Origin of the sequence: Pseudooceanicola batsensis HTCC2597 (assembly GCF_000152725.1) — a bacterium.
GTDB lineage: Bacteria > Pseudomonadota > Alphaproteobacteria > Rhodobacterales > Rhodobacteraceae > Pseudooceanicola > Pseudooceanicola batsensis.
In genome coordinates this window covers 3,254,764-3,279,882 of sequence record NZ_CH724131.1, presented here as the reverse complement: position 1 = coordinate 3,279,882, position 25,119 = coordinate 3,254,764, and the positions used below count along the sequence as shown (strand labels likewise).

Annotated in this window: 24 protein-coding genes and 1 pseudogene; 18 read left to right on the top strand and 7 right to left on the bottom strand. The window is 66.1% G+C overall.

Going from position 1 to position 25,119, the window contains the following annotated elements; all coding sequences use genetic code 11:
• Positions 1-13: 13 nt before the first annotated feature.
• The 4 genes from OB2597_RS19680 to coxB form a co-directional block, all read right to left on the bottom strand.
• A complete protein-coding gene (locus OB2597_RS19680) occupies positions 14-589 on the bottom strand; it encodes a cytochrome c oxidase assembly protein (protein WP_009807381.1) in 576 nt (191 codons plus the stop codon).
• Positions 589-759, bottom strand: coding sequence for a hypothetical protein (locus tag OB2597_RS22320; protein WP_009807380.1), 171 nt, complete (start codon positions 757-759; stop codon positions 589-591). The genes OB2597_RS19680 and OB2597_RS22320 overlap by 1 nt, the downstream gene beginning before the upstream one ends.
• Positions 759-1,697, bottom strand: a complete 939-nt coding sequence (cyoE, locus tag OB2597_RS19670) for a heme o synthase (protein ID WP_009807379.1) — start codon at positions 1,695-1,697, stop codon at positions 759-761. The genes OB2597_RS22320 and cyoE overlap by 1 nt, the downstream gene beginning before the upstream one ends.
• A 76-nt stretch (positions 1,698-1,773) precedes the next feature.
• The gene (gene coxB, locus OB2597_RS19665; RefSeq protein ID WP_040609463.1) at positions 1,774-2,685 is read right to left on the bottom strand and encodes a cytochrome c oxidase subunit II; all 912 of its coding nucleotides are present in this window, start codon (positions 2,683-2,685) and stop codon (positions 1,774-1,776) included.
• A 195-nt stretch (positions 2,686-2,880) separates the two neighbouring features.
• Here coxB and tldD point away from each other — a divergent pair, with 195 nt between their 5' ends.
• From tldD to topA, 3 genes and pseudogenes are all read left to right on the top strand, one after another.
• Positions 2,881-4,299, top strand: coding sequence for a metalloprotease TldD (gene tldD / locus OB2597_RS19660; RefSeq protein ID WP_009807377.1), 1,419 nt, complete (start codon positions 2,881-2,883; stop codon positions 4,297-4,299).
• Positions 4,300-4,392: 93 nt separating this feature from the next.
• Positions 4,393-5,534, top strand: a pseudogene (gene dprA / locus OB2597_RS19655) (DNA-processing protein DprA).
• Between the two features lie 124 nt (positions 5,535-5,658).
• On the top strand, positions 5,659-8,262 hold the full coding sequence (gene topA / locus OB2597_RS19650; RefSeq protein ID WP_009807374.1) for a type I DNA topoisomerase: 2,604 nt from the start codon (positions 5,659-5,661) through the stop codon (positions 8,260-8,262).
• Here topA and OB2597_RS19645 read toward each other — a convergent pair.
• Positions 8,259-9,536 (bottom strand): Glu/Leu/Phe/Val family dehydrogenase, encoded by a 1,278-nt coding sequence (locus tag OB2597_RS19645; protein ID WP_009807373.1) that lies wholly within the window; start codon positions 9,534-9,536, stop codon positions 8,259-8,261. The genes topA and OB2597_RS19645 overlap by 4 nt on opposite strands.
• A 184-nt stretch (positions 9,537-9,720) precedes the next feature.
• Here OB2597_RS19645 and OB2597_RS19640 point away from each other — a divergent pair, with 184 nt between their 5' ends.
• The 3 genes from OB2597_RS19640 to OB2597_RS19630 all read left to right on the top strand — a co-directional run bounded on the left by OB2597_RS19640 (position 9,721) and on the right by OB2597_RS19630 (position 11,721).
• On the top strand, positions 9,721-10,293 hold the full coding sequence (locus OB2597_RS19640; RefSeq protein WP_009807372.1) for a L,D-transpeptidase: 573 nt from the start codon (positions 9,721-9,723) through the stop codon (positions 10,291-10,293).
• Between the two features lie 100 nt (positions 10,294-10,393).
• Complete coding sequence (locus OB2597_RS19635) at positions 10,394-11,098, top strand: CoA transferase subunit A (RefSeq protein ID WP_009807371.1); 705 nt, start codon at positions 10,394-10,396, stop codon at positions 11,096-11,098.
• Positions 11,098-11,721 carry a 3-oxoacid CoA-transferase subunit B gene (locus tag OB2597_RS19630; protein ID WP_009807370.1) on the top strand — a complete coding sequence of 208 codons (624 nt, stop codon included), beginning with the start codon at positions 11,098-11,100 and terminating at the stop codon, positions 11,719-11,721. The genes OB2597_RS19635 and OB2597_RS19630 overlap by 1 nt, the downstream gene beginning before the upstream one ends.
• An 81-nt stretch (positions 11,722-11,802) precedes the next feature.
• On the opposite strand, the gene OB2597_RS19625 is transcribed toward OB2597_RS19630, so the two are convergent.
• Entirely contained in the window at positions 11,803-12,633 is an 831-nt protein-coding gene (locus OB2597_RS19625; protein ID WP_009807369.1) for a lytic transglycosylase domain-containing protein, read from the bottom strand.
• A 334-nt stretch (positions 12,634-12,967) separates the two neighbouring features.
• Here OB2597_RS19625 and OB2597_RS19620 point away from each other — a divergent pair, with 334 nt between their 5' ends.
• The 12 genes from OB2597_RS19620 (at position 12,968) to OB2597_RS19570 (ending at position 23,587) form a co-directional block, all read left to right on the top strand.
• On the top strand, positions 12,968-13,159 hold the full coding sequence (locus tag OB2597_RS19620) for a hypothetical protein (RefSeq protein WP_009807368.1): 192 nt from the start codon (positions 12,968-12,970) through the stop codon (positions 13,157-13,159).
• A gap of 123 nt (positions 13,160-13,282) precedes the next feature.
• Positions 13,283-13,453 carry a hypothetical protein gene (locus OB2597_RS22315; protein WP_009807367.1) on the top strand — a complete coding sequence of 57 codons (171 nt, stop codon included), beginning with the start codon at positions 13,283-13,285 and terminating at the stop codon, positions 13,451-13,453.
• Positions 13,454-13,588: 135 nt separating this feature from the next.
• Positions 13,589-14,449 (top strand): Flp pilus assembly protein CpaB, encoded by an 861-nt coding sequence (gene cpaB / locus OB2597_RS19615; RefSeq protein WP_040609461.1) that lies wholly within the window; start codon positions 13,589-13,591, stop codon positions 14,447-14,449.
• Between the two features lie 171 nt (positions 14,450-14,620).
• Positions 14,621-16,045: a type II and III secretion system protein family protein gene (locus OB2597_RS19610; protein WP_009807365.1), complete on the top strand. Its 1,425-nt coding sequence runs from the start codon at positions 14,621-14,623 to the stop codon at positions 16,043-16,045.
• 5 nt (positions 16,046-16,050) lie between these two features.
• Positions 16,051-16,710 carry an OmpA family protein gene (locus OB2597_RS19605; RefSeq protein ID WP_040609992.1) on the top strand — a complete coding sequence of 220 codons (660 nt, stop codon included), beginning with the start codon at positions 16,051-16,053 and terminating at the stop codon, positions 16,708-16,710.
• A 194-nt stretch (positions 16,711-16,904) separates the two neighbouring features.
• Positions 16,905-18,155: an AAA family ATPase gene (locus OB2597_RS19600; protein WP_040609457.1), complete on the top strand. Its 1,251-nt coding sequence runs from the start codon at positions 16,905-16,907 to the stop codon at positions 18,153-18,155.
• An 18-nt stretch (positions 18,156-18,173) separates the two neighbouring features.
• Positions 18,174-19,679, top strand: coding sequence for a CpaF family protein (locus OB2597_RS19595; RefSeq protein WP_040609455.1), 1,506 nt, complete (start codon positions 18,174-18,176; stop codon positions 19,677-19,679).
• Between the two features lie 5 nt (positions 19,680-19,684).
• Positions 19,685-20,653 carry a type II secretion system F family protein gene (locus OB2597_RS19590; protein WP_009807361.1) on the top strand — a complete coding sequence of 323 codons (969 nt, stop codon included), beginning with the start codon at positions 19,685-19,687 and terminating at the stop codon, positions 20,651-20,653.
• 15 nt (positions 20,654-20,668) lie between these two features.
• On the top strand, positions 20,669-21,661 hold the full coding sequence (locus tag OB2597_RS19585; RefSeq protein ID WP_009807360.1) for a type II secretion system F family protein: 993 nt from the start codon (positions 20,669-20,671) through the stop codon (positions 21,659-21,661).
• A 95-nt stretch (positions 21,662-21,756) separates the two neighbouring features.
• Positions 21,757-22,215: a tetratricopeptide repeat protein gene (locus tag OB2597_RS19580; protein WP_238529742.1), complete on the top strand. Its 459-nt coding sequence runs from the start codon at positions 21,757-21,759 to the stop codon at positions 22,213-22,215.
• A 31-nt stretch (positions 22,216-22,246) separates the two neighbouring features.
• Positions 22,247-23,092, top strand: a complete 846-nt coding sequence (locus OB2597_RS19575) for a tetratricopeptide repeat protein (RefSeq protein WP_009807358.1) — start codon at positions 22,247-22,249, stop codon at positions 23,090-23,092.
• A 3-nt stretch (positions 23,093-23,095) separates the two neighbouring features.
• A complete protein-coding gene (locus OB2597_RS19570) occupies positions 23,096-23,587 on the top strand; it encodes a prepilin peptidase (protein ID WP_009807357.1) in 492 nt (163 codons plus the stop codon).
• Here OB2597_RS19570 and OB2597_RS19565 read toward each other — a convergent pair.
• A complete protein-coding gene (locus OB2597_RS19565) occupies positions 23,560-25,101 on the bottom strand; it encodes a hypothetical protein (protein WP_148234766.1) in 1,542 nt (513 codons plus the stop codon). The genes OB2597_RS19570 and OB2597_RS19565 overlap by 28 nt on opposite strands.
• Between the last annotated feature and the right edge of the window lie 18 nt (positions 25,102-25,119).

Below are 25,119 nucleotides of genomic sequence, written 5' to 3'. Positions count from 1 at the left end.
TCGCCTGAGGTCTTCAGTTTATATCTTCGCCGGTCCCGGTCGCAAGCTGCGCCTGCTGTTCGGGAAGCTCCGTCTCGTAGAAAGTATAGCCCAGCGTGATCGTTCGAACGTGTTTCGCGTCGCGGTCCTCGACCATCTCGGGATCGACGTAGAAGGTCAGCGGCATCTGCACCGTTTCCCCCGGCTGGAGGACCTGTTCGGTAAAGCAGAAGCAGTCGATCTTGGTGAAATATCCGCCCGCCTCGTAGGGGAAGACGTTGTAGCTTGCCGTGCCGGCGACGGGGCGGTCGGTCGGGTTGTGCGCCTCGTAGAAGGCCAGCCCGGTCTCGCCGATGCGCACGGTCATCTCGCGCTCGACCGGCTTGAAGGTCCAGGGCATGCCGCTGTCGACCGTGGCGTCGAACCGGACCTTGATCGTGCGGTCGAGGATCACGTCCGAGCCGGCATCGGCCTCCTGCGTGACGCCGCCGAAGCCCGTGACGCGGCAGAACAGGTCGTAGAGCGGGACCGACGCGAAACCGAGCGAGGCCATGACGGCCACGATGCCCACGGTGGTCAGGACGGTCTTCTTCGGTCCGGTCAATGCCATCAGTTCCCCTCGCCGGTCTGGGCCGCGCCGGGCAGCTGGATCGGGCTCTGCGACACCTTCGCGATCGTCAGGCCGAAGACCAGCGACACGAAGACCGCCAGCACCACCCCGAGACCGAGGTTCCGGCTCCAGCGCCGCTTGTGCAGGTCATGGGGCTCGCGGAACGACATCACCACCCCCCCAGGCCCCAGGGCCGCAGCGCCGCCTCGGCGAGGAGGGCGCCGAAATGCAGGAAGAGATAGAGCAGCGAGAAGGTGAAGTAGCGTTTCTCGACCCGGTAGGCGTCGGCCTCCGCCAGGGGTTCGTCACGGCGCAGGATATCCCAGGCCCCCTTGACGAAAAGCGCGTTCATCAGGACGGCGACGGCCAAGTAGAGCGGCCCGCCGATCGAGGTGAAGGCGGTGCCGATCGCCAGCGCTGCCAGCGGGAAGGTGTAGGCGAAGATGTGCCTCCGCGTGGCGCGGCGGCCGTGCGTGACGGTCAGCATGGGCACGCCGGCCTCTTCGTAATCGGACTTCATGAACAGCGCCAGCGCCCAGAAGTGCGGCGGGGTCCAGAGGAAGGTCAGCCCGAACATCAGCACGGATTCGAGCGAGATGCCGCCCGTGACCGCGGCCCAGCCGATCATCGGAGGGAAAGCGCCCGCGGCGCCGCCGATGACGATGTTCTGCGGCGTCCAGCGCTTGAGCCACATGGTGTAGACGACGGCATAGAAGAAGATGGTGAAGGCCAGCAGCGCGGCGGCGGCCCAGTTGGTCGCCAGGCCCAGCATGATGACCGAAAAGCCCGACAGGGTCAGGCCGACGGCCAGCGCCTCCTCGGGCGCGACGCGGCCCGAGGGGATCGGCCGGCGCGACGTCCGCTTCATGACGCGGTCGATATCGGCGTCGTACCACATGTTCAGCGCGCCCGAGGCCCCGCCGCCGATGGCGATGCAGAGCACGGCGAAGAAGGCCACGAACGGGTGGATCGCCCCCGGCGCGGCCAGCAGCCCGACCGCCGCGGTGAAGACGACCAGCGACATGACGCGCGGCTTGAGCAGCGCGACGTAATCGCCGAACTGGGCCTCTCCGGGCGTGGTCTGTGTCTCGAAACTCGCGTCGGTCATGCGTGGTCCTGTGTCTGCCTGCACGGCGCGCCGTGCATCGTCGGCGCCGCCCGGCCGAGGGCCGGGCGGCCACCGATCAGCTGTTCACGTCGATCTCGGAGGGATCGACATAGCCGCCCGCCTCTTCCGATGCGGCGAGCCAGGCCTGGTAGAGTTCCGGGCTCACCACCTTGACCGTGATCGGCATGTAGGCGTGGTCCTTGCCGCAGAGCTCGGAACACTGGCCGAAATACACCCCCTCGCGGTCGGCCGAGAACCAGAGCTGCGCCAGGCGGCCGGGCACCGCGTCCTGCTTGACCCCGAAGGCGGGGATCGTCCAGGCGTGGATCACGTCGGCGGCGGTGACGGTCATCACCACCGTCGCGCCGACGGGGATCACCACGGCCGTGTCGGTGGCCAGCAGGAACTCGTCCTCGTTATAGCCGTTGGCGACCAGCTTGGCGCGCATCGCTTCGTTCAGCACATAGGCCCGGGCGCCGGTCTCCTCGTCCTCGGAGGTCATCGTGTAGGGCTGGCCGATCATGTAGCTGTCGAAGGCCAGCTCGGATTCGGTGTCGGTGTATTCGTAGCCCCAGTACCACTGGTAGCCCGTCACCTTGATGTTGATGTCGCCCTCGGGAAAGGTCTGCTGCTTGAAGAGCGTCGGCAGCGAGAAGGCGCCGATGAACACCAGGATCAGGATCGGAACGATGGTCCAGGTGATTTCCAGCGGCGAATTGTGGGTGAAGGTGCCCGGCGTCGGGTTGGCCTTGCGGTTGAAGCGGAAGATCGCGATCAGCAGCAGCGCGCAGACCAGGATGACGATGGCCGTGATGATCCAGAGGATCATGTAGTCCAGCCACTGCAGGTCGCGCGCGACTTCGGTCACGGCAGGCTGGAAACCCACGCCACCGTTTTCCGGCTTGCCGACGGTCTCCAGTTCCTGCGCCGCCACGGGCAGTGCGGCGAAGGACGCCATGAGGGCCGAAAGGCTGGTGATTTTACGCATGAGACACCCTGTTCCGTTAAGGCTCTTGTTCCGACAAGGGGCGAAAGGCCGAATTCCGGAGGCCGCCCGTTGTTTGCGGTCGTTTAAAACCATATTCTTTCCGTCACCACAATAATCCCGCTTGCGGCAAACGGACGCTTTTTTGATCTGGATCAAGAAAACGGGCCGGTTCCGCGCCGCGACAGGAGGCCTCGCATGCCCGATACACCATTCCGCCCGTTCGAAACCCTGCTGGACGAGGGGCGCGCCCTGTCGATCCTGCGCGAGGCGGTGGCCGGGGGCGACGACGGCGAGCTGTTTCTCGAACGCAAGCGGTCCGAGATGCTGCATTTCGACGACGGGCGGGTGAAGACGGCCAGCTATGACGCCTCCGAGGGATTCGGCCTGCGCGCGGTCGCCGGAGAGGTCACCGGCTATGCCCACGGGACCGAGATCTCGGAAGCGGCGCTCAAACGCGCGGCCGGGACGGCGCGGCTGGCGGTCGGGGACGGCGGCGGAACGATGGCTCCCGCCCCGCGCGCGACGAACCGCAGGCTCTACACCGATGCCGATCCGATCGCCGGAGCGGACTTTCCGGTCAAGGTCGAGACCCTGCGCGAGATCGACGCCTATGCCCGCGACCGCGACCCCCGGGTCGTGCAGGTCTCGGCGACGATCGCGGCCTCGCTGCAGGAGGTCGAGATCCTGCGGCCCGAGGGCGGCATCCTGCGCGACGCCCGCCCGATGGTGCGCGTCAACGTCTCGGTCATCGTCGAAAAGGACGGGCGGCGCGAAAGCGGCACCGCCGGCGGCGGCGGGCGCGTCGGGCTCGACGGGCTGCTGGATCCGGCGGACTGGCAGGCCAAGGCGGACGAGGCGCTGCGGATCGCGCTGGTCAACCTCGACGCCGTGCCGGCGCCGGCGGGGGTGATGGACATCGTGCTCGGCCCCGGCTGGCCCGGAATCCTGCTGCACGAGGCGATCGGCCACGGGCTGGAGGGCGATTTCAATCGCAAGGGCAGCTCGGCCTTCGCCGGGCTGATGGGGCAGCAGGTCGCGGCCAAGGGGGTCACGGTGCTGGACGACGGCACGATCCCCGACCGACGCGGGTCGATCACGGTGGACGACGAGGGCACGCCCTCGGGCAAGAACGTGCTGATCGAGGACGGCATCCTGGTGGGCTACATGCAGGACCGGCAGAACGCGCGGCTGATGGGGGTCGAGGCCACCGGTAACGGCCGACGCGAGAGCTATGCCCATGCGCCGATGCCACGGATGACCAACACCTACATGCTGGGCGGCGAGGCCACCCCGGAGGAGATCGTGGCCGAGATGAAGGACGGGATCCACGCCGTCGGCTTCGGCGGCGGACAGGTCGACATCACCAGCGGCAAGTTCGTCTTCTCCTGCACCGAGGCCTACCTGGTCAAGGACGGCAAGCGCGGCGCGCCCGTGAAGGGCGCCACGCTGATCGGCGACGGGCCGCAGGCGCTGACCCGGATCCGGGCGCTCGGCAACGACATGGCGCTGGACCCGGGCATGGGCAATTGCGGCAAGCAGGGACAGTGGGTGCCCGTGGGCGTCGGGCAGCCCTCGGTGCTGATCGGCGGGCTGACCGTGGGCGGGTCGGCCTGAGCCCCGCCTTGCCGGGACTCCGTTAACCATCGGATTCATCTAAAATTAACCGGGCCGACCCTATACCTGATTCCGCAAGCAGGCGGAGTCACGATGGTCGTGGATTTACATCCTTCCACTCACCCCCCACTCCCACCCACCACGGAAGAAGACCGGTTGTCGTGGCTCCGTCTCTTGCGCTCCCGCCGGGTCGGGATCTCGACCTTCTACAGGCTGTTGTCGGAGCACGGCACGGCCTCGGCGGCGCTCGTGGCACTGCCGGAGATCGCCGCCGCCGCCGGGGTCGAGGGATACGAGGTCTGCCCCGAACCCGTCATCACCGCCGAACTGCGCGACGCCCGCAAGGCGGGCGCGCGCCTGATCTGCATCGGGACGGAAGATTACCCCCCCGGACTGATGGATCTGGCCGATCCCCCGCCGATGCTCTGGGTCATCGGCCAGACATCCGCGCTGCACCGCCCGATGATCGGGGTGGTGGGTGCACGCAATGCCTCGTCGCTCGGGCTGCGCATGGCGCGCAACCTCGCTGCCGCCCTGTCCGAGGCCGGATACGTGGTTGTCTCGGGCCTCGCCCGCGGGATCGACGCCGCCGCGCACCAGGCCTCGGCCGAAACCGGCACCGTGGCGGTCATGGCCGGAGGCGTCGATGCCCTCTATCCGCCCGAGAACGCCACCCTGGCGGATGCGATCCCCGGGACCGGCGCGCGGCTGTCCGAGATGCCGATGGGCCGGCAGCCGCAGGCCCGCCACTTCCCGCGCCGCAACCGGATCATCCCGGCGCTGGCCCGCGCGCTCGTGGTGGTCGAGGCGGCGGCGAAATCCGGCAGCCTGCTCACCGCGCGCGCCGCGCTCGACCAGGGGCGCGAGGTGCTGGCCGTGCCGGGCCACCCCTTCGACGCGCGGGCGGCAGGCGGCAACATGCTGATCCGCGACGGCGCGATCCTGGTGCGGTCCGCGCGGGACGTCATCGCGCCCTGCCGCCCGAGCAACCCGAGCAGACGGTGCTGGACCTGCCCGAGACGCCCGCGCCCGAGGCCCGCGACCCGGCGCAGACGGCGGCGCTTCACCGGGAAATCCTCGACCGGCTCGGCCCCGCCCCCATTGCCGAGGATCAGCTTATCCGCGATCTCTCGCGCGCGGCCCGGCACGTCACACCGGCCATCACCCAGCTCGAGATGCAGGGACGCGTGCGGCGGCAGGCGGGCGGGCTGCTGGCCCTCGATCCCGGCGCGTGACGGGCCGACCTTGCCGCATTTCCCGGTCGCGCCCGGCGCTCCGCGTCCCCTCCATTGACATTAACCTCTTGCGGGTCACATGGTCCGCCGCCATATAGCTCGCCCAGAGTTGAGAGGATTGTTCATGCCAGTTGTTGTTGTCGAATCTCCGGCCAAAGCTAAGACAATCAACAAGTATCTGGGATCCGACTACACCGTTCTCGCGTCCTACGGCCATGTCCGCGACCTGCCGCCCAAGGACGGCTCGGTCGATCCCGAGCACGATTTCGACATGAAATGGGAGGTCGCCAGCGACAGCAAGAAGCATGTGAAGGCCATCGCTGACGCGCTCAAGGACGACAACGCGCTGATCCTCGCCACCGACCCCGACCGCGAGGGCGAGGCGATCTCGTGGCACCTGGAAGAGGCACTGCGCAACCGCAAGGCGCTGAAGAAGGACACCCCGGTGAGCCGGGTGGTGTTCAACGCCATCACACAGGCCGCTGTGACCGAAGCGATGAAGAACCCCCGGCAGGTCGACGGCGACCTGGTCGAGGCCTACCTCGCCCGGCGCGCGCTGGACTACCTTGTCGGGTTCAACCTGTCGCCGGTGCTGTGGCGCAAGCTGCCCGGCGCCAAGTCCGCCGGCCGCGTGCAATCGGTCTGCCTGCGGCTGATCGTCGAACGCGAGATGGAGATCGAGGCGTTCCGCGCCCGGGAATACTGGTCGGTCACCGCCCTTCTCGCCACGCCGCGCGGGCAGGAGTTCGAGGCGCGGCTGACCGTGCTCGGCGGCAAGAAGCTCGACCGGTACGACATCGCGGACGCGACCGCCGCCGAGCTGGCGGTCCAGGCCGTGACCTCGCGCGATCTGAGCGTGCAGTCGGTCGAGGCGCGGCCGGCCACGCGCAACCCGTCGCCCCCGTTCATGACCTCGACGCTCCAGCAGGAAGCCTCGCGCAAGTTCGGGATGGGGGCGCGGCAGACCATGCAGGCGGCGCAGCGGCTCTACGAGGCCGGACACATCACCTATATGCGGACCGACGGCATCGACATGGCCCCCGAGGCGGTCGAGGCCTGCCGCGCCGCCATCGCCGGCCGCTACGGCAAGGACTATGTCCCCGGTCAGGCGCGGGTCTACAAGAACAAGGCGAAGAACGCGCAGGAAGCGCACGAATGTATCCGCCCCACCGACATGGCCGCGGATGCCGAGGCCCTGCGCCTGACCGAGCCCGACCAGAAGAAGCTCTACGACCTGATCTGGAAACGCACGCTGGCCTGCCAGATGGAAAGCGCGCGTCTGGAACGGACCACGGTGGACATCGGGTCGCGCGACGGCCAGGTCGGCCTGCGGGCCACCGGCCAGGTCGTCCTGTTCGACGGTTTCCTCCGCGTCTACGAAGAGGGGCGCGACGATGTGGTCGACGATGACGACAAGCGCCTGCCGCAGATTTCGCAGGGCGATGCGATGGACAAGCGCAAGGTCACGCCCGACCAGCATTTCACCCAGCCCCCGCCCCGCTATACCGAGGCGACGCTGGTCAAGCGGATGGAAGAGCTGGGCATCGGGCGCCCCTCGACCTATGCCTCGATCGTCACCACGATCCAGGACCGGGGCTATGTGCGCAAGGACAAGAACCGGCTGATCCCCGAAGACAAGGGGCGGCTGGTGACGGCCTTCCTCGAGAACTACTTCCGCAAGTACGTGGAATACGACTTCACCGCGGATCTCGAGGAAGAGCTCGACGACGTGTCGGCGGGCGACCGGGATTACAAGGACGTGCTGGGCCGGTTCTGGCGCGACTTCTCGGCCGCCATCGCCGAGACGTCGGAGCTTCGGATCACCGAGGTGCTGGAAAAGATCAACGAGGTGCTCGAGCCGCATCTCTTCCCGCCGACCGAGGATGGAAGCGACCCGCGGCTCTGCCCGCATTGCGGCGCCGGCCGGTTGTCGATGCGCACCGCGCGCTCGGGCGGTGCCTTCATCGGCTGCTCCAACTACCCCGAATGCCGCTATACCCGGCCCTTCGGCCCCCCGGACGCCGAGGCCGAGGCCAGCGCCATCCCGCCCGAGGGCAAGCTGCTGGGCGTGGACGACGGAGACGAGATTCGCGTCTTCAAGGGCCGGTTCGGGCCCTACGTCCAGCGGGGCGAGGTGACGGAAGAAAACAAGAAGCCCCCGCGCCAGTCGGTGCCGAAGGACTGGGTCCCCGAGGATCTGACGCTGGAACAGGGCGTCATGCTGCTGACCCTGCCCCGCCTGATCGGGCAGCACCCCGAGGACGGGGTGAGCGTCTGGGCCAATATCGGGCGCTACGGCCCCTATATCAAACATGCCGAGAGCACCTCGGACCGCGGCGGCACCAACGCCAACCTCGACGGGATCGACGAGGTCTGGACCGTCGGCATGAACCGCGCGGTGCAGCTGCTGGCCGAAAAGGTGGCCAGCCGCGGCGGACGCGGACGGCAGGCCAAGGTGCTGAAGGAACTGGGCGAACATCCCGATGCGGGCGGCGCGGTCAGCGTCATGGAAGGCAAGTACGGCCCCTACGTGAAGTGGGAAAAGGTCAATGCGACCCTGCCGAAAGAGACCGATCCAGAGACCGTGACGATGGAACAGGCGGTCGACCTGATCGCGGAACGGGCGGCCAAGTCGGGCAAGAAGGCCCCGAAGAAGAAGGCGGCGCCCAAGAAGAAGGCCACCGCCCGGAAGACGCCGGCCAAGAAGGCCCCCGCCAAGAAGGACTAGCCGCCGAAATAGCTGCGGTCTCCGCGGCTTCTGATCGCGTGGGCGATCCGCTCGATGGCCAGCACGTAGGCGGCTTCGCGCACCTGGAGCCGCTCTTCCTCGGCCCGGTCGAAGCACCGGCCGGCGGTATCCTGCATGCGCTGTGTCAGCTGGTCGATGACCTTCCCCTCGCTCCACCGTTCGCCGGTGCGGCCCTGTATCCATTCATAGTAGCTGACGGTGACGCCGCCCGCGTTGACGAGCACGTCCGGCAGGACGGTCTTGCCCGCCCCGGTCAGGGCCGCATCCCCGTCGGGCGAGACCGGCCCGTTGGCAATCTCGAGCAGCAGCGGCGCCCGGACGGCCGCGGCATTGTCCCCGGTGATCGCGTTCTCCATCGCCGCGAGAACGAGGACGTCCACATCGAGCGACAGGAGAGCGGCCTGGTCTATTTCCTTGCCGCCATCGCCCTCCTTTACCGAACGGCCGGCATAGAGCGCGCCCGAAAGCTCCTTTTCCCTCTCCTTGTAGTCGAAGAGCCTGCGCGGTTCGAGGCCGTCGGGATCGTGGATCGCCGCCTGGCTGTCCGAGACCGCCACGACGCGATACCCCGCCTCGTGGGCGAGGCAGGCGAAATGCGACCCGGCATTGCCGAACCCCTGAACGGCGATCCTGGTCTGGCGCGGCGTGCGGCCCTGCCGCTTCATCCAGTTGTCCAGAACGATCAGCGCGCCGCGGCCGGTCGCCTGAGCCCGCCCTTCCGAGCCGCCTAGGCAGACCGGCTTGCCGGTCACGGCGGCCGGCTGGTGGCTGCGCCTGATGTCGGCGTATTCGTCCGCCATCCAGCCCATCACCCGCGCGTCGGTGTTGACGTCCGGCGCCGGGATGTCCCTGTCGGGGCCGATGATGTCGGCGACGGCGGTGATGTAGTTCCGCGACAGACGTTCGACCTCGAGCGGCGAGAGCTTCTTCGGGTCGACGCGGATACCGCCCTTGCCGCCGCCGAAGGGCAGCGCGTGCAGCGCGCATTTGACGGTCATCCAGAAGGCCAGCAGGGTGCATTCCCCTTCGTCCACGGCCGGATGAAACCGGACGCCGCCCTTGGCCGGTCCGAGTGTCTTGTCGTACTGCACCCGCCATCCCGGAAAGACCGCCAGCGACCCGTCGTCCCGCCGCAGCGGCACCGAGACGCCGAGGGATTTGTCGGGCTGGCGCAATATGGCCTGCACGTCGGGCGAGACATCGCGGTCGTCGAAAATCCTCTGGACCAGGGCGGGGAGTTCGAAAGGGTTCATCGATTGCGTCCGGTTCTGTGCTGTCTCGCCCATCAGCTAGGCGGAAAGGTGCGACCGGACAGGGGTGGAGCGGCTCGCAACCGCGGCCATGCGTCGCGAAAACATCAGTTCAACGGAATGTGAGTGGCCACTTCGCGGCGCTGCGGCAATTGTCGCGGCGAACCATGCAGACAGGAGTTCTACGATGAACAGACGACCTGGTCCCAGCCGGCGCGCCTTTCTGGCCGGCGGCGTCCTCACCCTGGCGACGCCACACCTCCTGCGTGCGCAGGATATCGCGGAAGCGCCCGAGGAGGGTGTCCGGCGGAATGTCTCGAGCTTCGCCTCGCAGGACTGGCAGGACCATTTCGACACGCTCGGCGCGGCGGCGATCGTGTGCGACACCACCAGCCGGGCGCTGCATTTCTGGTCCGGCGACGGCAGCGACTATCGCATCTATCCGACCTCCGTTCCCCGGACGGACGAACTGACCAAGCGCGGCTATACCCGGATCGTGCGCAAGAAGGTCGGCCCGGACTGGACGCCGACCCCCAGCCAGAAGGAACGCTTCGGTTGGGAATATATGCCGCCGGGCCCGGACAACCCACTCGGGACCCATGCCATGTACCTCGACTGGCCCGCCTATCTGATCCACGGCACCCACGATACGCGCAAGATCGGCCGGCAGAGTTCCGACGGCTGTATCGGCCTGTTCAATCCCGCGATCGAAGAGCTGTTCGCCATCACGCCGATCGGAACGCAGGTCCGCGTGATCTGACCATGCGGGCCGCCCGGCGGCCCGCTTTCCGCAGTGCGGCAAATCATTGACTCTCGTCCTCCGCCCAGCCATCACCTTGGCAATCACTCAGGAGGACCCCATGAAAAAGATCTACGGCTCCGCCGCAGAGGCGCTGGACGGGTTGCTGTTCGACGGGATGTTCATCGCGGCGGGCGGCTTCGGCCTCTGCGGCATCCCGGAACTGCTGCTGCAGGCGATCAAGGACGCCGGGACCCGGGACATGACCTTCGCGTCCAACAATGCCGGCGTCGACGATTTCGGCATCGGCATCCTGCTGCAGTCCAGGCAGGTCAAGAAGATGATCTCGTCCTATGTCGGCGAGAACAAGGAATTCATGCGCCAGTACCTCTCGGGCGAGCTCGAGCTGGAGTTCAACCCTCAGGGCACCCTGGCCGAGCGCATGCGCGCCGGCGGCGCGGGGATCCCGGGCTTCTACACCAAGACCGGCGTCGGCACCCAGATCGCCGAGGGCAAGGAGCACAAGGACTTCGACGGAGAGACCTACATCCTCGAACGCGGCATGTTCGCGGACCTGTCCATCGTCAAGGCGTGGAAGGCGGACGAAACCGGCAACCTGGTGTTCCGCAAGGCCGCCCGCAACTTCAACCCGCCCGCCGCCACCTGCGGCAAGGTCTGCGTGGTCGAGGTCGAGGAGATCGTGCCGACCGGATCGCTCGACCCAGATCACATCCACCTGCCGGGCGTCTATGTGCATCGCATCATCCAGGGCGAGCACGAGAAACGGATCGAACAGCGCACCGTGCGCAAGAGGGAGGAAGCCTGATGCCCTGGGATCGCAACCAGATGGCCGAACGTGCGGCCGCGGAACTCGAAGACGGCACCTATGTGAATCTCGGGATCGGCATCCCGACCCTGGTGTCCAACTATGTCGGCGACAAGGACATCACGCTGCAATCGGAAAACGGCATGCTGGGCATGGGCCCCTTCCCCTTCGAGGGCGACGAGGATCCGGACCTGATCAACGCCGGCAAGCAGACGATCACCGAACTGCCGCGCACCGCCTATTTCGACAGCGCGACCTCGTTCGGGATGATCCGCGGCGGCAAGATCGCGGCCGCCATCCTGGGCGCGATGGAAGTGGCCGAGAACGGTGACCTCGCAAACTGGATGATCCCCGGCAAGCTCGTCAAGGGGATGGGCGGCGCGATGGACCTCGTCGCCGGCGTCCAGAAGGTCGTGGTGGTCATGGATCATCAGAACAAGGCCGGAGAGTCCAAGGTGCTGAAGGAATGCACCCTGCCGCTGACCGGCACGGGCGTTGTCGACCGGATCATCACCAACCTCGGCGTGCTCGACGTGGTCGACGGCGGTCTGAAGATCGTCGAACTGGCCGACGGCGTGACCGAAGAGCAGTTGCGCGACGCCACCGAGGCGACCATCGTCTGAACCGGGCGGGCGGCTGTCGGGCCGCCCCCCCCCTCCTCTCCTATGCGCCGGATCGCGGCCGACCGTGCCCGGCGGGCCCCCTCATGGCTGGCGAAAGGCGCAGCCGTCCGAGATGAGCACCGGCGGCGTCAGGCAGAGACCGCGCGCCACCGAGAAGGCGGCCAGCACCTTCGGGACATAGGCGCGGGTCTCGTCGTAGGGCGGAACGCCGCCATGACGGAGCACGGCATTCTCGCCGGCATTGTAGCCCGCCAGCACCATCACCGGATCGCCGCCGAAGTCCGAGATCAGCCGGTCGAGATAGCTGACCCCGCCGCGGATGCTTTCGCTCGCGTTCATCCGGTCCTCGACGCCGAACCGCTCGCCCGCGGCGGGCATCAGCTGCATGAGGCCCTGCGCCCCGGCACTGCTGATGGCATCGGCCCGGCCGCCGGATTCCACCGCGATCACCGCAAGCGCCAGCGCCGGCGACACCTGCGTGCCGACCGTCGAGAGCAGGATATCCGCCCCGTGTGCCTGGGTGATCGCCAGCAGCGTTTCGAGACGCGGGACCGGCACCGCCTGGCCGTCGGGCGGGTTCGACAGGCGCACCAGCGCCGGATCCAGCCGGTCCGGCCGGGCGTCGGTGAGGGCGGGCGACACATCTTGCCAGAACCAGTCGTAGACCGCGCTGGCGGTGGTCCCGGCGGCCGGGTCGGCCGGGACATCCGCTTGGGGTTTCGCCTGCGCGGGCGGCGGCAGCGGATCGGTGATCTGCACCGTGATGCGGTTCCCGCTCGCGCCGGAGGGCGGCTTGACCCGCTTGAAGGTGAAGTCCGGGAACTCCGGCGGTTCCGCGCCGGCAGGTCCACCCGGCAGCAGGGCAAGCGCGACGCCCGACAAGAGTGCCAGAGAATATAGGATACGGCGCATGGCGTTCGCCTGTTTCGGACTGCTCGTTTTGCGCGAAGTCTGTCAGAAAGGCCGGATCATAGCCAGACTGGCGTGGCGGTTGTGACAAAATTGCCTCCTTCCGCAGGGTCAACAGCCGGGCCCGGAAAGATAAACTCGTTTAAATTCGGGTCGTTAATCTTTTGTCAGTTGCGTTTCGGGATTTCTTCTGTTTCGCGCCATTCGTGCCCAAATGATGCCCAAATCGGCTGGCTATATTGCCCCGTGCCGCGAAGGTGGGCCCGGAAAGAGAGAGCCGGTTCCGAAGATCGACGCGGACCACCGATACTTAACGATCCTCTGGAGGGACGACGATATGATCAAGTTCATCAAAAACTTCCGCAAGGACGAAGCCGGCGCCGTCACGGTCGACTGGGTCGTTCTGACTGCCGCCGTTGTGGGCCTGGGCGTTGCCGCCTACGGTTCGATCCGGGATGGCGCCACCGAACTGACCGGCAACGTCGGTTCGTACATGGGCTCCGTCACCGTTGGCGGCTCTGGCAGCTGAGTTCGGGCTCCGGCCTGACGACGTGAAACAGGCCGCGCCCGTCCCGTGGGCGCGGCCTTTCTCGTTCCGGCGCAGCCCGTGCCGGGACAGGTTCGGCACCTCCGACAGTGACAGGATCGAGACATGAAGAGCGTTCTCAGGACTTTCCGCGACCACGAGGCCGGTGCCGTCACCGTGGACTGGGTCGTGCTCTGTGCCGGCGTCATCGTCGTCTTCGCGGCCGCCTACAACACGGTGCGGGGCGATACCACGGAACTGGCCTCCAGCATCGGCTCCTACGTGGCCAGCCGCTGACGCGTCTTCGAACTTCCCCGCGGTGTCCCCGCTTTCGCCACAATCGACGGCAAGTATCGAAACAGTGGGTGCCCGCAGGCTGCGGGGACAGGTGGGGGGACCGCGCGGTCCGGCCCATTGCGAAAGGGACATAACATGAGAGCAGTTTTCGGAGTTGTATTTGCCCTCGGCCTCGGTCTTGCCGGGTTCGCGGTAATCATGGTCAAGGATTTCCTGGCGCAGCAGGCCGCTGCCGCGGAAGCCGCGGTGGCCGAGCCAGTGACAGTGCCGACCAAGATGGTCTATGTGGTCAACCGCCAGCTGAAATACGGCGAACAGCTGAGCCGTGCCGACGTGCGCCAGATCGAGTGGCCCGCGGCGGCCATCCCCGAAGGCGTCTTTCACGAGGAAAACACGCTGTTTCCCGAAAACGATCCCCGTCCGCGCTTCGTCCTGCGCACGATGGAACGGAACGAAGCCGTCCTGACGGGCAAGGTCACCGCACCCGGCGAGGATGCCGGGCTGACCTCGCGGCTGGAAAAGGGCATGCGCGCCTTCGCGATCAAGGTGGACGTGGCCTCGGGGGTGTCGGGCTTCCTGCGACCGGGCGACAAGGTCGACATCTACTGGACCGGCCGGGTGAGCGGCATGGACCGCAACGCGTCGGGCGAGGTCACCAAGCTGATCGAGACCGGGATCCAGCTGATCGCGGTCGACCAGATGGCGAACGGCGACCATTCCGAGGCGATGATCGCCCGGACCGTCACCGTCGCGGTGAACCCGCAGCAGGTCGGCGCACTGGCACAGGCGCAGTCCACCGGCCGCCTCGCCCTGTCGCTCGTCGGGAACCTCGACGACACGGTCGCCGAGGCGATCGAAGTGGACCAGCGGTCGCTTCTCGGCCTCTCCGAGGCACCGCAGATCAGCGAGGAACGCCAGAAACCCAAGGAGGAGGTCTGCACCATCCGGACCCGCCGCGGTGCCGAGGTCGTGGAGACGCCGATCGCCTGCAAATGACGTGATCCACACGTCGGTTGACACGAAGCCGCGGGCGCGCCCTGCGGCTTCGTTGCATCAGCGTCGGGCCGAAAGGCTTTGAATCTTGCATGAAAAACCAAACTGGCGCAGTATGTGGCCAATTCCGGGCGAAAAGACCCGATCCGAGGCGTGATCCGAGAGGCAGGTCACATGACATATAGCAGTTACCTGAGGGCCGCCCTTTTCGGGATGACCCTTGCTACAGGCAGTTTTCCCGTGACCGCGCAGGCCGAACGGCTGACGATCGTCAACCGCAATTCGGAAAGCCGGCTCAACGTGGCGATCAACCGGGCGGTCGTCGTCGAAAGCGACGTCTCCTTCGCGGAACTTTCGATCGCCAATCCGCAGATCGCCGACATCTCGTCGCTGTCCGACACGTCGATCTATGTGCTCGGCAAGACGCCCGGGATCACCACACTGACACTGCTGGATGCCGAGGGGCGGCTGATCTCGAACGTCGATGTGGTCGTCTCGGCGGACATCTCGGAATTCAAGGAACGACTGCGCCAGATCCTTCCCGACGAGAAGATCGAGGTGCGCACCGCCAATGACGGCATCGTCATGTCCGGCGTGGTCTCGTCCTCGCAGAAACTGCAACGCGCGCTCGATCTCGCCGAGCGCTACGCCCCCGAGCGGGTTTCGAACCTGATGTCGGTCGGCGGCGTGCAGCAGGTGATGCTCAAGGTGCGCTTCGCGGAAATGCAGCGTTCGGTCTCCAAGTCGCTCTCGGCCTCGCTCGCGGCGGACGGGTCGATCTTCGGCGGCAATGTCGGGGTGTCGGGCGGCACGGGGCGCTATTCGAACGCGGGCAATCAGGGCAACGGGCTGGGTGGCAACCTGCCGACCCCCAACACGAATTCCGGCGCGACCCTGCTGGGGTTCAACGCCGGAGCGGTCCAGGTCGGCGTGCTTCTGGAGGCGCTCGAAGCCAAGGGCGTCGTGCGCACGCTGGCCGAGCCGAACCTGACGGCCCTGTCGGGACAGGAAGCCAAGTTCCTCGCCGGGGGCGAATACCCGGTGCCGGTCGCGCAGGATGGCGGCACGGTCACGGTCGAATTCAAACCCTTCGGCGTCGAGATGAACTTCATCCCGCGGGTCGTGGACGACGACATCATCAACCTGGAGCTTCAGGCCGCCGTCTCGGCCATCGACCCGAACAACGGGTTCGAACTCAACGCCTTCCGCATCGACGCCTTCACCCGGCGCGAGACCTCGACCACGGTCGAACTGCGCGACGGCGACAGCTTTGCCGTCGCGGGCCTCTTGCAGGACGATTTCCGCGACACGAACAGCCAGGTGCCTTGGCTGGGGGACATCCCGGTGATCGGCGCGCTCTTCCGCAGCGCTGACTATCAGCGCAACCAGTCGGAACTGGTGATCATCATCACGGCACATCTCGTCTCCCCCACCCGGGGCGAGGCGCTGGCCCTGCCGACGGACCGGGTCAAGCCGCCGTCGGAGAAGGACCTGTTCCTCTTCGGGCGCACGGCCAAGGACACGCGCAAGCTGCGCGGCGCGGCCAAGGAAGTCGCGAAACAGGACTTCAACGGGTCCTACGGCTACGTGATGGAGTGATCGGCATGGTACGTTACGCGAAACTCATCCTCGCCGGGGCCATCGGGGTCACGATGGTCGCCGCCTGCACCCAGGAATCGAGCGACACGTTCCACGGCGAAGCCGGCGGCTTCAACGACATCGGCTTTGGCAACGCGACGATGAACAACACGCTCGTCCATTCGGGCGAGCGGGGCTACGTGCTCGACCTTGCCAACCGGTTCGCAGCGGAAGTCGACAGCTCGGTGAACTTCGCCTTCAATTCCGCCGCGCTGGATGCGACCGCCCGGCAAATCCTGGCCCGCCAGGCCCACTGGATCCGGCAGTTCCCCGAGGTCCGGTTGCGCGTCTACGGCCACACCGATCTTGTGGGGTCCAGTTCCTACAATTACCGCCTCGGGCTGCGCCGCGCCCAGGCGGTCGTGCATTTCCTGGTGGCGCAGGGCATCAGCCGCAGCCGGCTCGAGGCGGTGGTCTCCAAGGGCGAGACACAGCCCCTGGTCGTCACGCAGGGCCGCGAACGGCGCAACCGCCGGACGGTCACCGAGGTCAACGGTTTCGTCGCCAACAGCAAGCTGATCCTCGACGGGCAGTATGCCCAGGTGGTCTATCGCAACTATGTCGAAAGCGCAGCGCCGCGCACCGGCCTGACCGGCGTGGACTTCTCCAGCTCCGGCGGTGAATGATCCGCGGTCAGCGGGCCGGATCGTTTTCGCATACCGCACAATTATTTGGATTTGGCCCAATTATTGCCCTGATTGTTGCCCAGACTGCATAGAAGACAATGATGCCCGGACGACCCGGGCAGGCGCTACGGCTCCGGAACAATCCGGATTGCACAGGCACAAAAGCCGGGCGTCGCAGTGTGGGATTTGAGGCAATGACACCTACAGAGATAGTGCCTCCCGAGGAGGAACCGATCGTCGCCTGCACCATCAGGCGGGATCCCGACGGGTTCGAGCTTCTGATCGAGGACATGGAAGCGGCCCTGGGCGACCAATGGGGCGATCTCGGCATTGCCGAGGCCCTGCTGTTTTTCAACCAGCCCGAAGCGCAATCGCTGGAATTCATCGCGCTGGCGATGGACGAACAGGATGAATCCAACATCGCCATGCTCGGCGAGGTGATCAGTCAGGCGCGGAACAACGGGATCAAGGTGATCCTCATCGCCGAAGACGTCAGCCCCTCGGCCCTGCACCAGCTGCTGCGGCACGGTGCCGACGAATTCGTGCCCTATCCGCTGCCCGAAGGCGAGCTCGCGGCCGCCATCGACCGGGTCCAGACGCCGGTCCACGATCCCGAGGACGAAGCTCCGCGCAAGAGCAGCACGCCGCGCGGCACCCGCGAGGGGGCAGTCTTCGTCTGTCACGGCCTGGCGGGCGGCGTCGGCGCGACCTCCTTCGCGGTGAACCTCGCCTGGGAACTGGCTCATTCCGCCCGGAAGGAGGAAGATCAGCCGCGGGTCTGCGTCCTCGATCTCGATCTTCAGTTCGGCGCGGTCGGTACCTATCTGGACCTGCCCCGCCGCGAAGCGATCTACGAGCTTCTGTCGGACACCGAGTCGATGGATGACGACGTCTTCACCCAGGCCCTGCTGGATTTCGAAGGCAAGATCCACGTGCTGACGTCGCCGGCCGAGATGCTGCCGCTGGAGCTGATCAACTCGGACGACGTGACCCGGCTGATCGAAATGGCGCGGTCGCATTTCGACTTCGTGATCATCGACATGCCTTCGACGCTGGTGCAGTGGTCCGAGGTCGCCCTGAACGCCGCGCATGTCTATTTCGCGCTGATGGAGCTCGACATGCGGTCGGCCCAGAATGCGCAGCGCCTCAAGCGCGCACTGCAGGCCGAGGATCTTCCGGTCGAGAAACTGCGATATGTTCTCAATCGCGCCCCGAAATCGCTCGATTTGTCGGGCAAGTCGCGGGTCAAGCGCCTGGCCGACAGCCTGGACATCTCGATCGAGATCCAGTTGCCGGACGGCGGGCGTCAAGTTTTGCAAAGCTGCGATCATGGGCAGCCACTGGGCATGTCGGCGGGCAAGAACCCGCTGCGGAAAGAGCTGCAAAAGCTGGCCCGGTCGCTTTTCGAAGTCGGTGAACATTCGTCAAGTGTAGAGGCGGCCTGACCAAGTACGGGGTAGACCATGTTTTCGAGATACAAGAAGGAAAGTACCGCGGCGCCGGCCCCCAGGCCAAAGCCGGCCGCCGCGCCACGCCCCGCCGGAGGGGCACCGGGTTCGGCGCCCGCGCTTCGCGACGCCACCTCGCCCAAGACGGATGCCCCGCCCCGCCCTGCCGCCGCGCAGGGCGCCGCGATGCGGAAACCCATGCCGAAATCGGCCGCCGTTCCGCTGGCCGCCGACAAGAGCCGCAAGCGAAAGGAACGCCTCGGCGAGATCAAGCTGGAACTGCACCGGGCGCTGCTCGACAACCTGAACCTCGCCGCGCTCGACAATGCGACCGAGCAGGAACTGCGGATGGAGATCAACTCGATCGCCACCGAGGTGCTCCAGGAAAAGGGGATCGTGCTGAACCGTGAGGAGCGCACGACCCTCAACCAGGAACTCTACGACGAGGTGAAGGGGCTGGGCCCCCTCGAAAGCCTGCTCAAGGACGAGACGGTCTCGGACATCCTCGTCAACGGGCCGCATCAGATCTTCATCGAACGCAACGGCAAGCTGCAGCTGTCGGACATCACCTTCAAGGATGAAAAGCACCTGCTGCGGATCATCGACAAGATCGTGTCCGCCGTCGGCCGCCGCGTCGACGAGATGAACCCCTATGTCGACGCCCGCCTCCAGGACGGGTCGCGTTTCAACGCGATGGTTCCGCCGATCGCGGTCGACGGGTCGCTGGTTTCGATCCGGAAGTTCAAGAAAGACAAGCTCGGCATCGACGAGCTGGTCAATTTCGGCGCCTTCACCGAAGAGATGGCGGCATATCTGCAAGCCGCCGTCGCCACCCGTCTGAACGTCATCGTCTCGGGCGGGACCGGTTCGGGCAAGACGACCACGCTGAACGCGCTGTCCTCGTTCATCGACGACAGCGAGCGGATCCTGACCATCGAGGATACCGCCGAACTCCAGCTGCAGCAGACCCACGTGGGGCGGATGGAAAGCCGTCCGCCGAACGTCGAGGGCAAGGGCGCGGTCAGCCCGCGCGACTGTCTCAAGAACGCGCTGCGGATGCGTCCCGACCGCATCATCGTCGGCGAGACGCGCGGCGACGAGGTGATCGACATGCTGCAGGCGATGAACACCGGCCACGACGGGTCGATGACGACGATCCACGCGAACTCGGCCCGGGACGGGGTCGCGCGACTCGAGAACATGATCTCGATGTCCGGGATAGACATGCCGCTCAAGGCGATGCGGTCGCAGATTTCCAGCGCCGTGCATCTCATCGTGCAGGCCTCGCGTCTGCAGGACGGCACGCGCCGCATGACCTCGATCACCGAGATCACCGGCATGGAGGGCGACGTGATCTCGATGCAGGAGGTCTTCCGGTTCCAGCGCACCGGGCTGACGCCCGAGAACAAGATCGTCGGCCATTTCACCGCGACCGGGGTGCGCAGCAACTTTGCGGACCGGTTCAAGATGTGGGGCTACGACCTGCCGCCGCATATCTTCGAACCGACCAAGGTGGGGTAAGGGGCATGGCCGTCAGTCCGGAACCGATCATCTTCATCGTGATCTTCGTCGGGGTCCTCGCGCTGGTCGAGGGCATCTATCTGGTCGCCTTCGGCAAGTCGATCAGCCTGAACAAGCGGGTGAACCGCCGCCTCGAGATGCTGGACAAGTCCGGCAACCGCGAGGAAGTGCTGGAGAAGCTGCGCAAGGAGATGCAGCAGCACATGACGGCGCAGAAGGTGCCGCTCTATTCGCTGCTGGCCGACAAGGCGCAGAAGGCGGCGATCGCCTTCTCGCCCAAGCAGCTGGTCATGCTGATGTTCGGGCTGTCCTTCGTGGCCTTCTCGGGGCTGACCATCCTGACCGACACCTCCCTGCCCCTGCGTGCCGTGCTGTCGACCGCCATCGGGGTCGGCGCGATCTATTTCTGGGTCAACAGCAAGGCCAAGAAGCGCATGAGCCTGATCGAGGAGCAACTTCCCGATGCCGTCGAACTGATGGTGCGGTCGCTGCGGGTCGGGCATCCGTTCTCGTCCGCGATCCAGATCGTCAGCCGCGAGGTCGCGGACCCGCTCGGTTCCGAATTCGGGATCATCGCGGACGAAAACGCCTATGGCCGCGACATGGGCGAGGCGCTCAAGGATCTGGCCGAACGGATCGGGCTTCAGGATCTGCGTTTTCTCGCCGTGGCCGTGACCATCCAGCAGCAGTCGGGCGGCAACCTGGCCGAGATCCTCGCCGGGCTGGCGAATGTCATCAGGGCCCGTTTCCGTCTGTTCCGGCGGGTCAAGGCGATCACAGCCGAGGCGCAGTGGTCGGGCATGTTCCTCTCGGCCTTCCCCATCGTCGCGCTGATCGCCATCAATGTCATGGACCCGCACTACTACGACGAGGTCATGGATCACCCCTTCTTCCTGCCGGCCTGTTTCGCGGTGGCGGGCTTCCTCGGGGTGAACCTGATCGTCATGCGCAAGCTGGTCGACATCAAGGTCTGACGGGAGGGGAGGACCATGGAGGCACTGACGAACATCCTGACCGACATGATGGGGCCGCTCGGCCCCCTCATCGTGGTCGGCGGCCTGGGGGTGCTGATGATCGTCGGCGCCCTGCCCTTCATGCTGAAGAAAGAGGTCGATCCGCTCGAGAAGCTCAAGCAGAACGGAACGCCCGCGACGGCCGACAACAAGGACAAACTGAGGAACAACAAGCGGAACCAGCGGCTCGAGCGCTACTCCTCGTTCCTCGAGCCCCAGAACGAAAAAGAATACTCGGCCATGCGGATCAAGCTCCTGCAGGCCGGCTACCGGTCGAAGGACTCGGTACGCTATTTCCACTTCGCGCAGTTCGCGCTCGGAATTTTCGGGCTTCTGGGCGGGGTGATCTATTTCATCGCCGTCAAGGCCGCCGACCAGCCGGATACGCAGACGACGGTCATGTACATCCTCGGACCCGGCGGCGTCGGCTATCTGATCCCGAAATACTGGATCAACAAGCGGCAGGCACAGCGCCAGGAGGAAATCACCAACGGCTTTCCCGACGCGCTCGACATGCTGCTGGTCTGCGTCGAGGCCGGGCAGTCGATGGATCAGGCCATCCTGCGCGTCGCCAAGGAAATCCGGGTCTCCTATCCCTCGCTCGCCGATGAATTCGAACTGGTCAGCCACGAGATCAAGGCAGGCAAGGACAAGGCGAGCGTCCTGGGCGACATGGCCGAGCGCTGCGGCGTCCCGGACATCGCCAGCTTTGTCACGGTGCTCATCCAGTCGGCCAGCTTCGGCACGTCCGTTGCCGACGCGCTTCGGGTCTATGCCTCGGAAATGCGCGACAAGCGCGTGATGCGGGCCGAGGAGAAGGCCAACAAGCTTCCCACCAAGATGACGCTGGCGACCATGATGCTGACCGTGCCGCCGCTGCTGATCATCCTGATCGGCCCGTCGGTGCTGGGCATCACCAAGATGGGCGAAATCGCCTCGCCGCAGGCCCAGCAAGAGGCGCAGAATTGATCCGGGCAGCCCTTGCCGCCCTGCTCTTCTGTTGCCTCGCCGGTTGCGCGGGGGGACTTGATCCGGCGCGGGGAACGGACGGCTACGCGCCCGGCGTGGACCGGCGCAAGGACGCGGTCAGCGGCACCGTCGTGGGCAATCGTCTTCTGGACGCGAAACAATATGAACTCGCGCTCGATGCCTTCACGCGCGCGGCCGCCGAAGAGGGGATGAACGGCGAAATCTATGCCGGCATCGGCGCCGCGAACCTCGGGCTCGGGCGGCTGGGGCAGGCGGAAGAACAGCTGCGCAAGGCCGTCGAATACGAGGGGGCGGCCCCGGAAACCTGGAACAACCTCGGCCTCGTGCTGCTGGATACCGGCCAGGAGCCCGAGGCGGTCGAGGTGCTTCGCCGCGCCTTTGCCCTGTCGAATGGCCAAAATGACGATATCAGGGACAATTTGCGCATGGCACTCGCATTGCAGGGCAAAACAGTTTATGATGCGGAACTAGAACAAGAACTCGACGTGGTTCGCAGCGGACACGGCCGATACCGGCTGACGCGGCAACCCTGATTGAGGCGACGGCAGTAAAGGACGCAGGCACATGCGCCACCCTGGTATCGTGATCTCCTGTCTGGCGGGGGCATTGGCCCTATCCGCCTGCTCGAAAACTTCCACCGGCGAGGTCAATCGCGCCTTCCAGGACGTGAACGTCGTGGATGAAAGCAATCTCAACGACATCATGCTGACCGTCGGCGATCCGAACGAGGCGGTGGTCTATTTCCAGCGCACGCTCAAGGACAATCCCGACCGGATCGAGCTGATGCGCGGCCTTGCCGAAAGCCTGGTGCGCGCGAAACGCCCGACCGAGGCCGCGTCGGCATGGCGCAGGGTCGCCTCGCACGAGGAGGCGACCGCCGAGGACCAGGTGGATTTTGCCGATGCGCTGATCCGCGACGGTCAATGGGAACGTGCCGACGGCGTGCTGGACGGTATCCCGCCGACCCACGAGACCTACAAGCGCTACCGGCTCGAGGCGATGATCGCCGACAGCAACAAGGAATGGACCAAGTCCGACAGCTTCTACGAGACGGCGGTCGGGCTGACCACGCGGCCGGGCGGCGTGCTGAACAACTGGGGATATTCCAAGCTGACACGCGGCGATTTCGCCGAGGCCGAAAAGCTGTTCGCCCAGGCGATCCAGCATGATCCCGATCTCTTCACCGCGAAGAACAACCTGGTTCTCGCAAGGGGTGCGCAGCGCAACTATTCGCTGCCGGTCATCCCCATGCAGCAGTCGGAACGGGCGCAGCTTTTGCACACGCTTGGGTTGAGCGCCGTAAAGCAGGGCGACGTCGAAACCGGCAAGACCCTGTTGCGCGAGGCGATCGAGACACATCCGCAACATTTCGAAGATGCCGTGCGGTCGCTGCGCGCGCTTCAGGGCTGACCCATGCTCGGCCTCGACCCGGTCGCGGCCCGGCTCTTCCTGCCCTTCGTCCTGCTGATCGGGCTCTATGTTTCCTGGACCGACCTCAAGGGGATGCGGATCCCCAACGCCAGCGTGGTGACGCTGGCGCTGGTCTTCGTCGTGCTGGGGCCGTTCGTCTTGCCGTTCGAGATCTACGGCTGGCGTCTGGTGCATCTCGTCGTGGTGCTCGTGCTGGGCTTTGCACTGACCGTCGCCGGCGTGATGGGGGCCGGAGACGCCAAGTTCCTCGCCGCCGCCGCCCCCTATGTGGCGCTGGTCGATCTTAGGCTGATGTTCATGCTCCTTGCGGCGACGATGCTCGCCGCCTTCGCCACGCATCGCGCGGCCAAGCACACCGCACTCAGGCGGCTCGCCCCGGACTGGGAAAGCTGGGAGAGATCGCGGGACTTCCCGATGGGAACGGCGCTCTCGACCGCGCTGACGCTCTATGTCGCGCTGGCGGCCTTTTCCTGACGCTCGATCCGGTAGAGCTTGAAATCCGGCGTCTCGCCGATTGCGCGCAGGATGACCCCCGCCTCGACAAGCAGCCTCAGAACGTGCCGGCGCGCCCGGATGTCGGCGGGACAGGCGGGGACGAGCACATGGGCCGCCTCGGCCAGCCCCGGCAGCCCGTCGTAGTACCACGGCGCGCCTCCGGCCAATGGCCGCAGATCGGAAAAGAGCCAGTGGGGGCTGAACAGGTCTGCCACCAGCGGCTGCCGGTCGAGCTCGGGCGCCAGTGAGACGAGCGCCGCCGCATCCCGCTCCAGGCGCGCCACCAGACCCCCCGAAAGCTCGCATTCGGCAAGCGTCTCGCCCCGGAACACGGTCGGCTCGGTCTTCTGCGGAAAGATGACCGTTTGCTTGACCCACGCCCCCTCGCCCCGGGCGGTGGCCATGCGCAGGTCGGGATGGGATTCCAGCATCGGCCGGAACCCATCGTCGGCCAGCATGAGATGGCGCACCGGGCTGTAGAGCATGTTGATCGCCGCCGGCAGGATTAGCACCGTCGCCACCAGCGCCGTGCCTCGCGACAAGAGGCGCGCGGGGCCTGTCAGGCCGTCCGAGACCACCCAGAGAACGAGGGCCAGGGCCAGCAGCCAGACCGGATCGTTCCCGAAATTCTGCCACGTTATGAAGACGAAGGCCGGGTAGAAGAGCAAGAGCATCGCCGCAAGGTCGCGCCGCCCCCCCTTGCTCAGACACCACAGGCCGAAGAGCACCGCCGCCGTCACCGGCGTACCGGCCGGGGACAGCAGCAGCGCCCGCCAGTGGGCCGACGGCATCGGGCGGTTTTCCGATCCCGTGACGGCCAGCAGATCCGCCGCATAGGCCCACCAGAATTCCGCTCCGTGGAATAAAGTGACTGCCAGAAGCATTGCAAATGCCGCCGCGAATGCGACGAACAGGTCAGGACTGCGGCCCCCGCGCAACAGTGCGAATATAACAGGCGCCGCCAATGCAATGGCGAAGGTGACTTTGGTCATGGCCATGGCCGCCATCAGTGCCCCTACGGCAATTCCGTCCACATAACCCGTGCCCGGCGTGCGCGGGGGGATCAGCACCGCGATCACGACCAGAATAGACGCGGCCCAGCACCAGCGATTGTAGTGCATCGACAGAGAGATCAGCGGATCCGCCGAACCGAAGACCATTGCCATGCACAGCCCCATGACGACGAGGAACAGGGCCAGGGATTGCCGCAGGGTCAGGCGGGTCAACGACAGCCAGGCACAGACCGGGAATAATGCGGCTGCGACAAGGACTTGTGATGAGATCATCGCATATCCGAGGCCCACACCGGCGCGGTGCAGCAGGGCCATGGGCAAGATTGCCCAATGGCCGATCGGCGTCATGAAATCGAGATGGGGAACCGCACCGGCCGAGACCCGGAGGACCAATTCGACGAGGTGGATCATGTCCGCCTCATGGCTGGTGAAGCGAAAGGCGCCGCCAATCAGCGTCAGCGCTGCATAAATTGCGAACACCGCCGCGCCGGTCATTAA

Bases quoted from the DNA above. Each gene is read 5' to 3' on its own strand.
- OB2597_RS19680 (WP_009807381.1), bottom strand. From the start codon at position 589: ATGGCATTGACCGGACCGAAGAAGACCGTCCTGACCACCGTGGGCATC.
- OB2597_RS22320 (WP_009807380.1), bottom strand. From the start codon at position 759: ATGTCGTTCCGCGAGCCCCATGACCTGCACAAGCGGCGCTGGAGCCGG.
- cyoE (WP_009807379.1), bottom strand. From the start codon at position 1,697: ATGACCGACGCGAGTTTCGAGACACAGACCACGCCCGGAGAGGCCCAG.
- coxB (WP_040609463.1), bottom strand. From the start codon at position 2,685: ATGCGTAAAATCACCAGCCTTTCGGCCCTCATGGCGTCCTTCGCCGCA.
- tldD (WP_009807377.1), top strand. From the start codon at position 2,881: ATGCCCGATACACCATTCCGCCCGTTCGAAACCCTGCTGGACGAGGGG.
- topA (WP_009807374.1), top strand. From the start codon at position 5,659: ATGCCAGTTGTTGTTGTCGAATCTCCGGCCAAAGCTAAGACAATCAAC.
- OB2597_RS19645 (WP_009807373.1), bottom strand. From the start codon at position 9,536: ATGAACCCTTTCGAACTCCCCGCCCTGGTCCAGAGGATTTTCGACGAC.
- OB2597_RS19640 (WP_009807372.1), top strand. From the start codon at position 9,721: ATGAACAGACGACCTGGTCCCAGCCGGCGCGCCTTTCTGGCCGGCGGC.
- OB2597_RS19635 (WP_009807371.1), top strand. From the start codon at position 10,394: ATGAAAAAGATCTACGGCTCCGCCGCAGAGGCGCTGGACGGGTTGCTG.
- OB2597_RS19630 (WP_009807370.1), top strand. From the start codon at position 11,098: ATGCCCTGGGATCGCAACCAGATGGCCGAACGTGCGGCCGCGGAACTC.
- OB2597_RS19625 (WP_009807369.1), bottom strand. From the start codon at position 12,633: ATGCGCCGTATCCTATATTCTCTGGCACTCTTGTCGGGCGTCGCGCTT.
- OB2597_RS19620 (WP_009807368.1), top strand. From the start codon at position 12,968: ATGATCAAGTTCATCAAAAACTTCCGCAAGGACGAAGCCGGCGCCGTC.
- OB2597_RS22315 (WP_009807367.1), top strand. From the start codon at position 13,283: ATGAAGAGCGTTCTCAGGACTTTCCGCGACCACGAGGCCGGTGCCGTC.
- cpaB (WP_040609461.1), top strand. From the start codon at position 13,589: ATGAGAGCAGTTTTCGGAGTTGTATTTGCCCTCGGCCTCGGTCTTGCC.
- OB2597_RS19610 (WP_009807365.1), top strand. From the start codon at position 14,621: ATGACATATAGCAGTTACCTGAGGGCCGCCCTTTTCGGGATGACCCTT.
- OB2597_RS19605 (WP_040609992.1), top strand. From the start codon at position 16,051: ATGGTACGTTACGCGAAACTCATCCTCGCCGGGGCCATCGGGGTCACG.
- OB2597_RS19600 (WP_040609457.1), top strand. From the start codon at position 16,905: ATGACACCTACAGAGATAGTGCCTCCCGAGGAGGAACCGATCGTCGCC.
- OB2597_RS19595 (WP_040609455.1), top strand. From the start codon at position 18,174: ATGTTTTCGAGATACAAGAAGGAAAGTACCGCGGCGCCGGCCCCCAGG.
- OB2597_RS19590 (WP_009807361.1), top strand. From the start codon at position 19,685: ATGGCCGTCAGTCCGGAACCGATCATCTTCATCGTGATCTTCGTCGGG.
- OB2597_RS19585 (WP_009807360.1), top strand. From the start codon at position 20,669: ATGGAGGCACTGACGAACATCCTGACCGACATGATGGGGCCGCTCGGC.
- OB2597_RS19575 (WP_009807358.1), top strand. From the start codon at position 22,247: ATGCGCCACCCTGGTATCGTGATCTCCTGTCTGGCGGGGGCATTGGCC.
- OB2597_RS19570 (WP_009807357.1), top strand. From the start codon at position 23,096: ATGCTCGGCCTCGACCCGGTCGCGGCCCGGCTCTTCCTGCCCTTCGTC.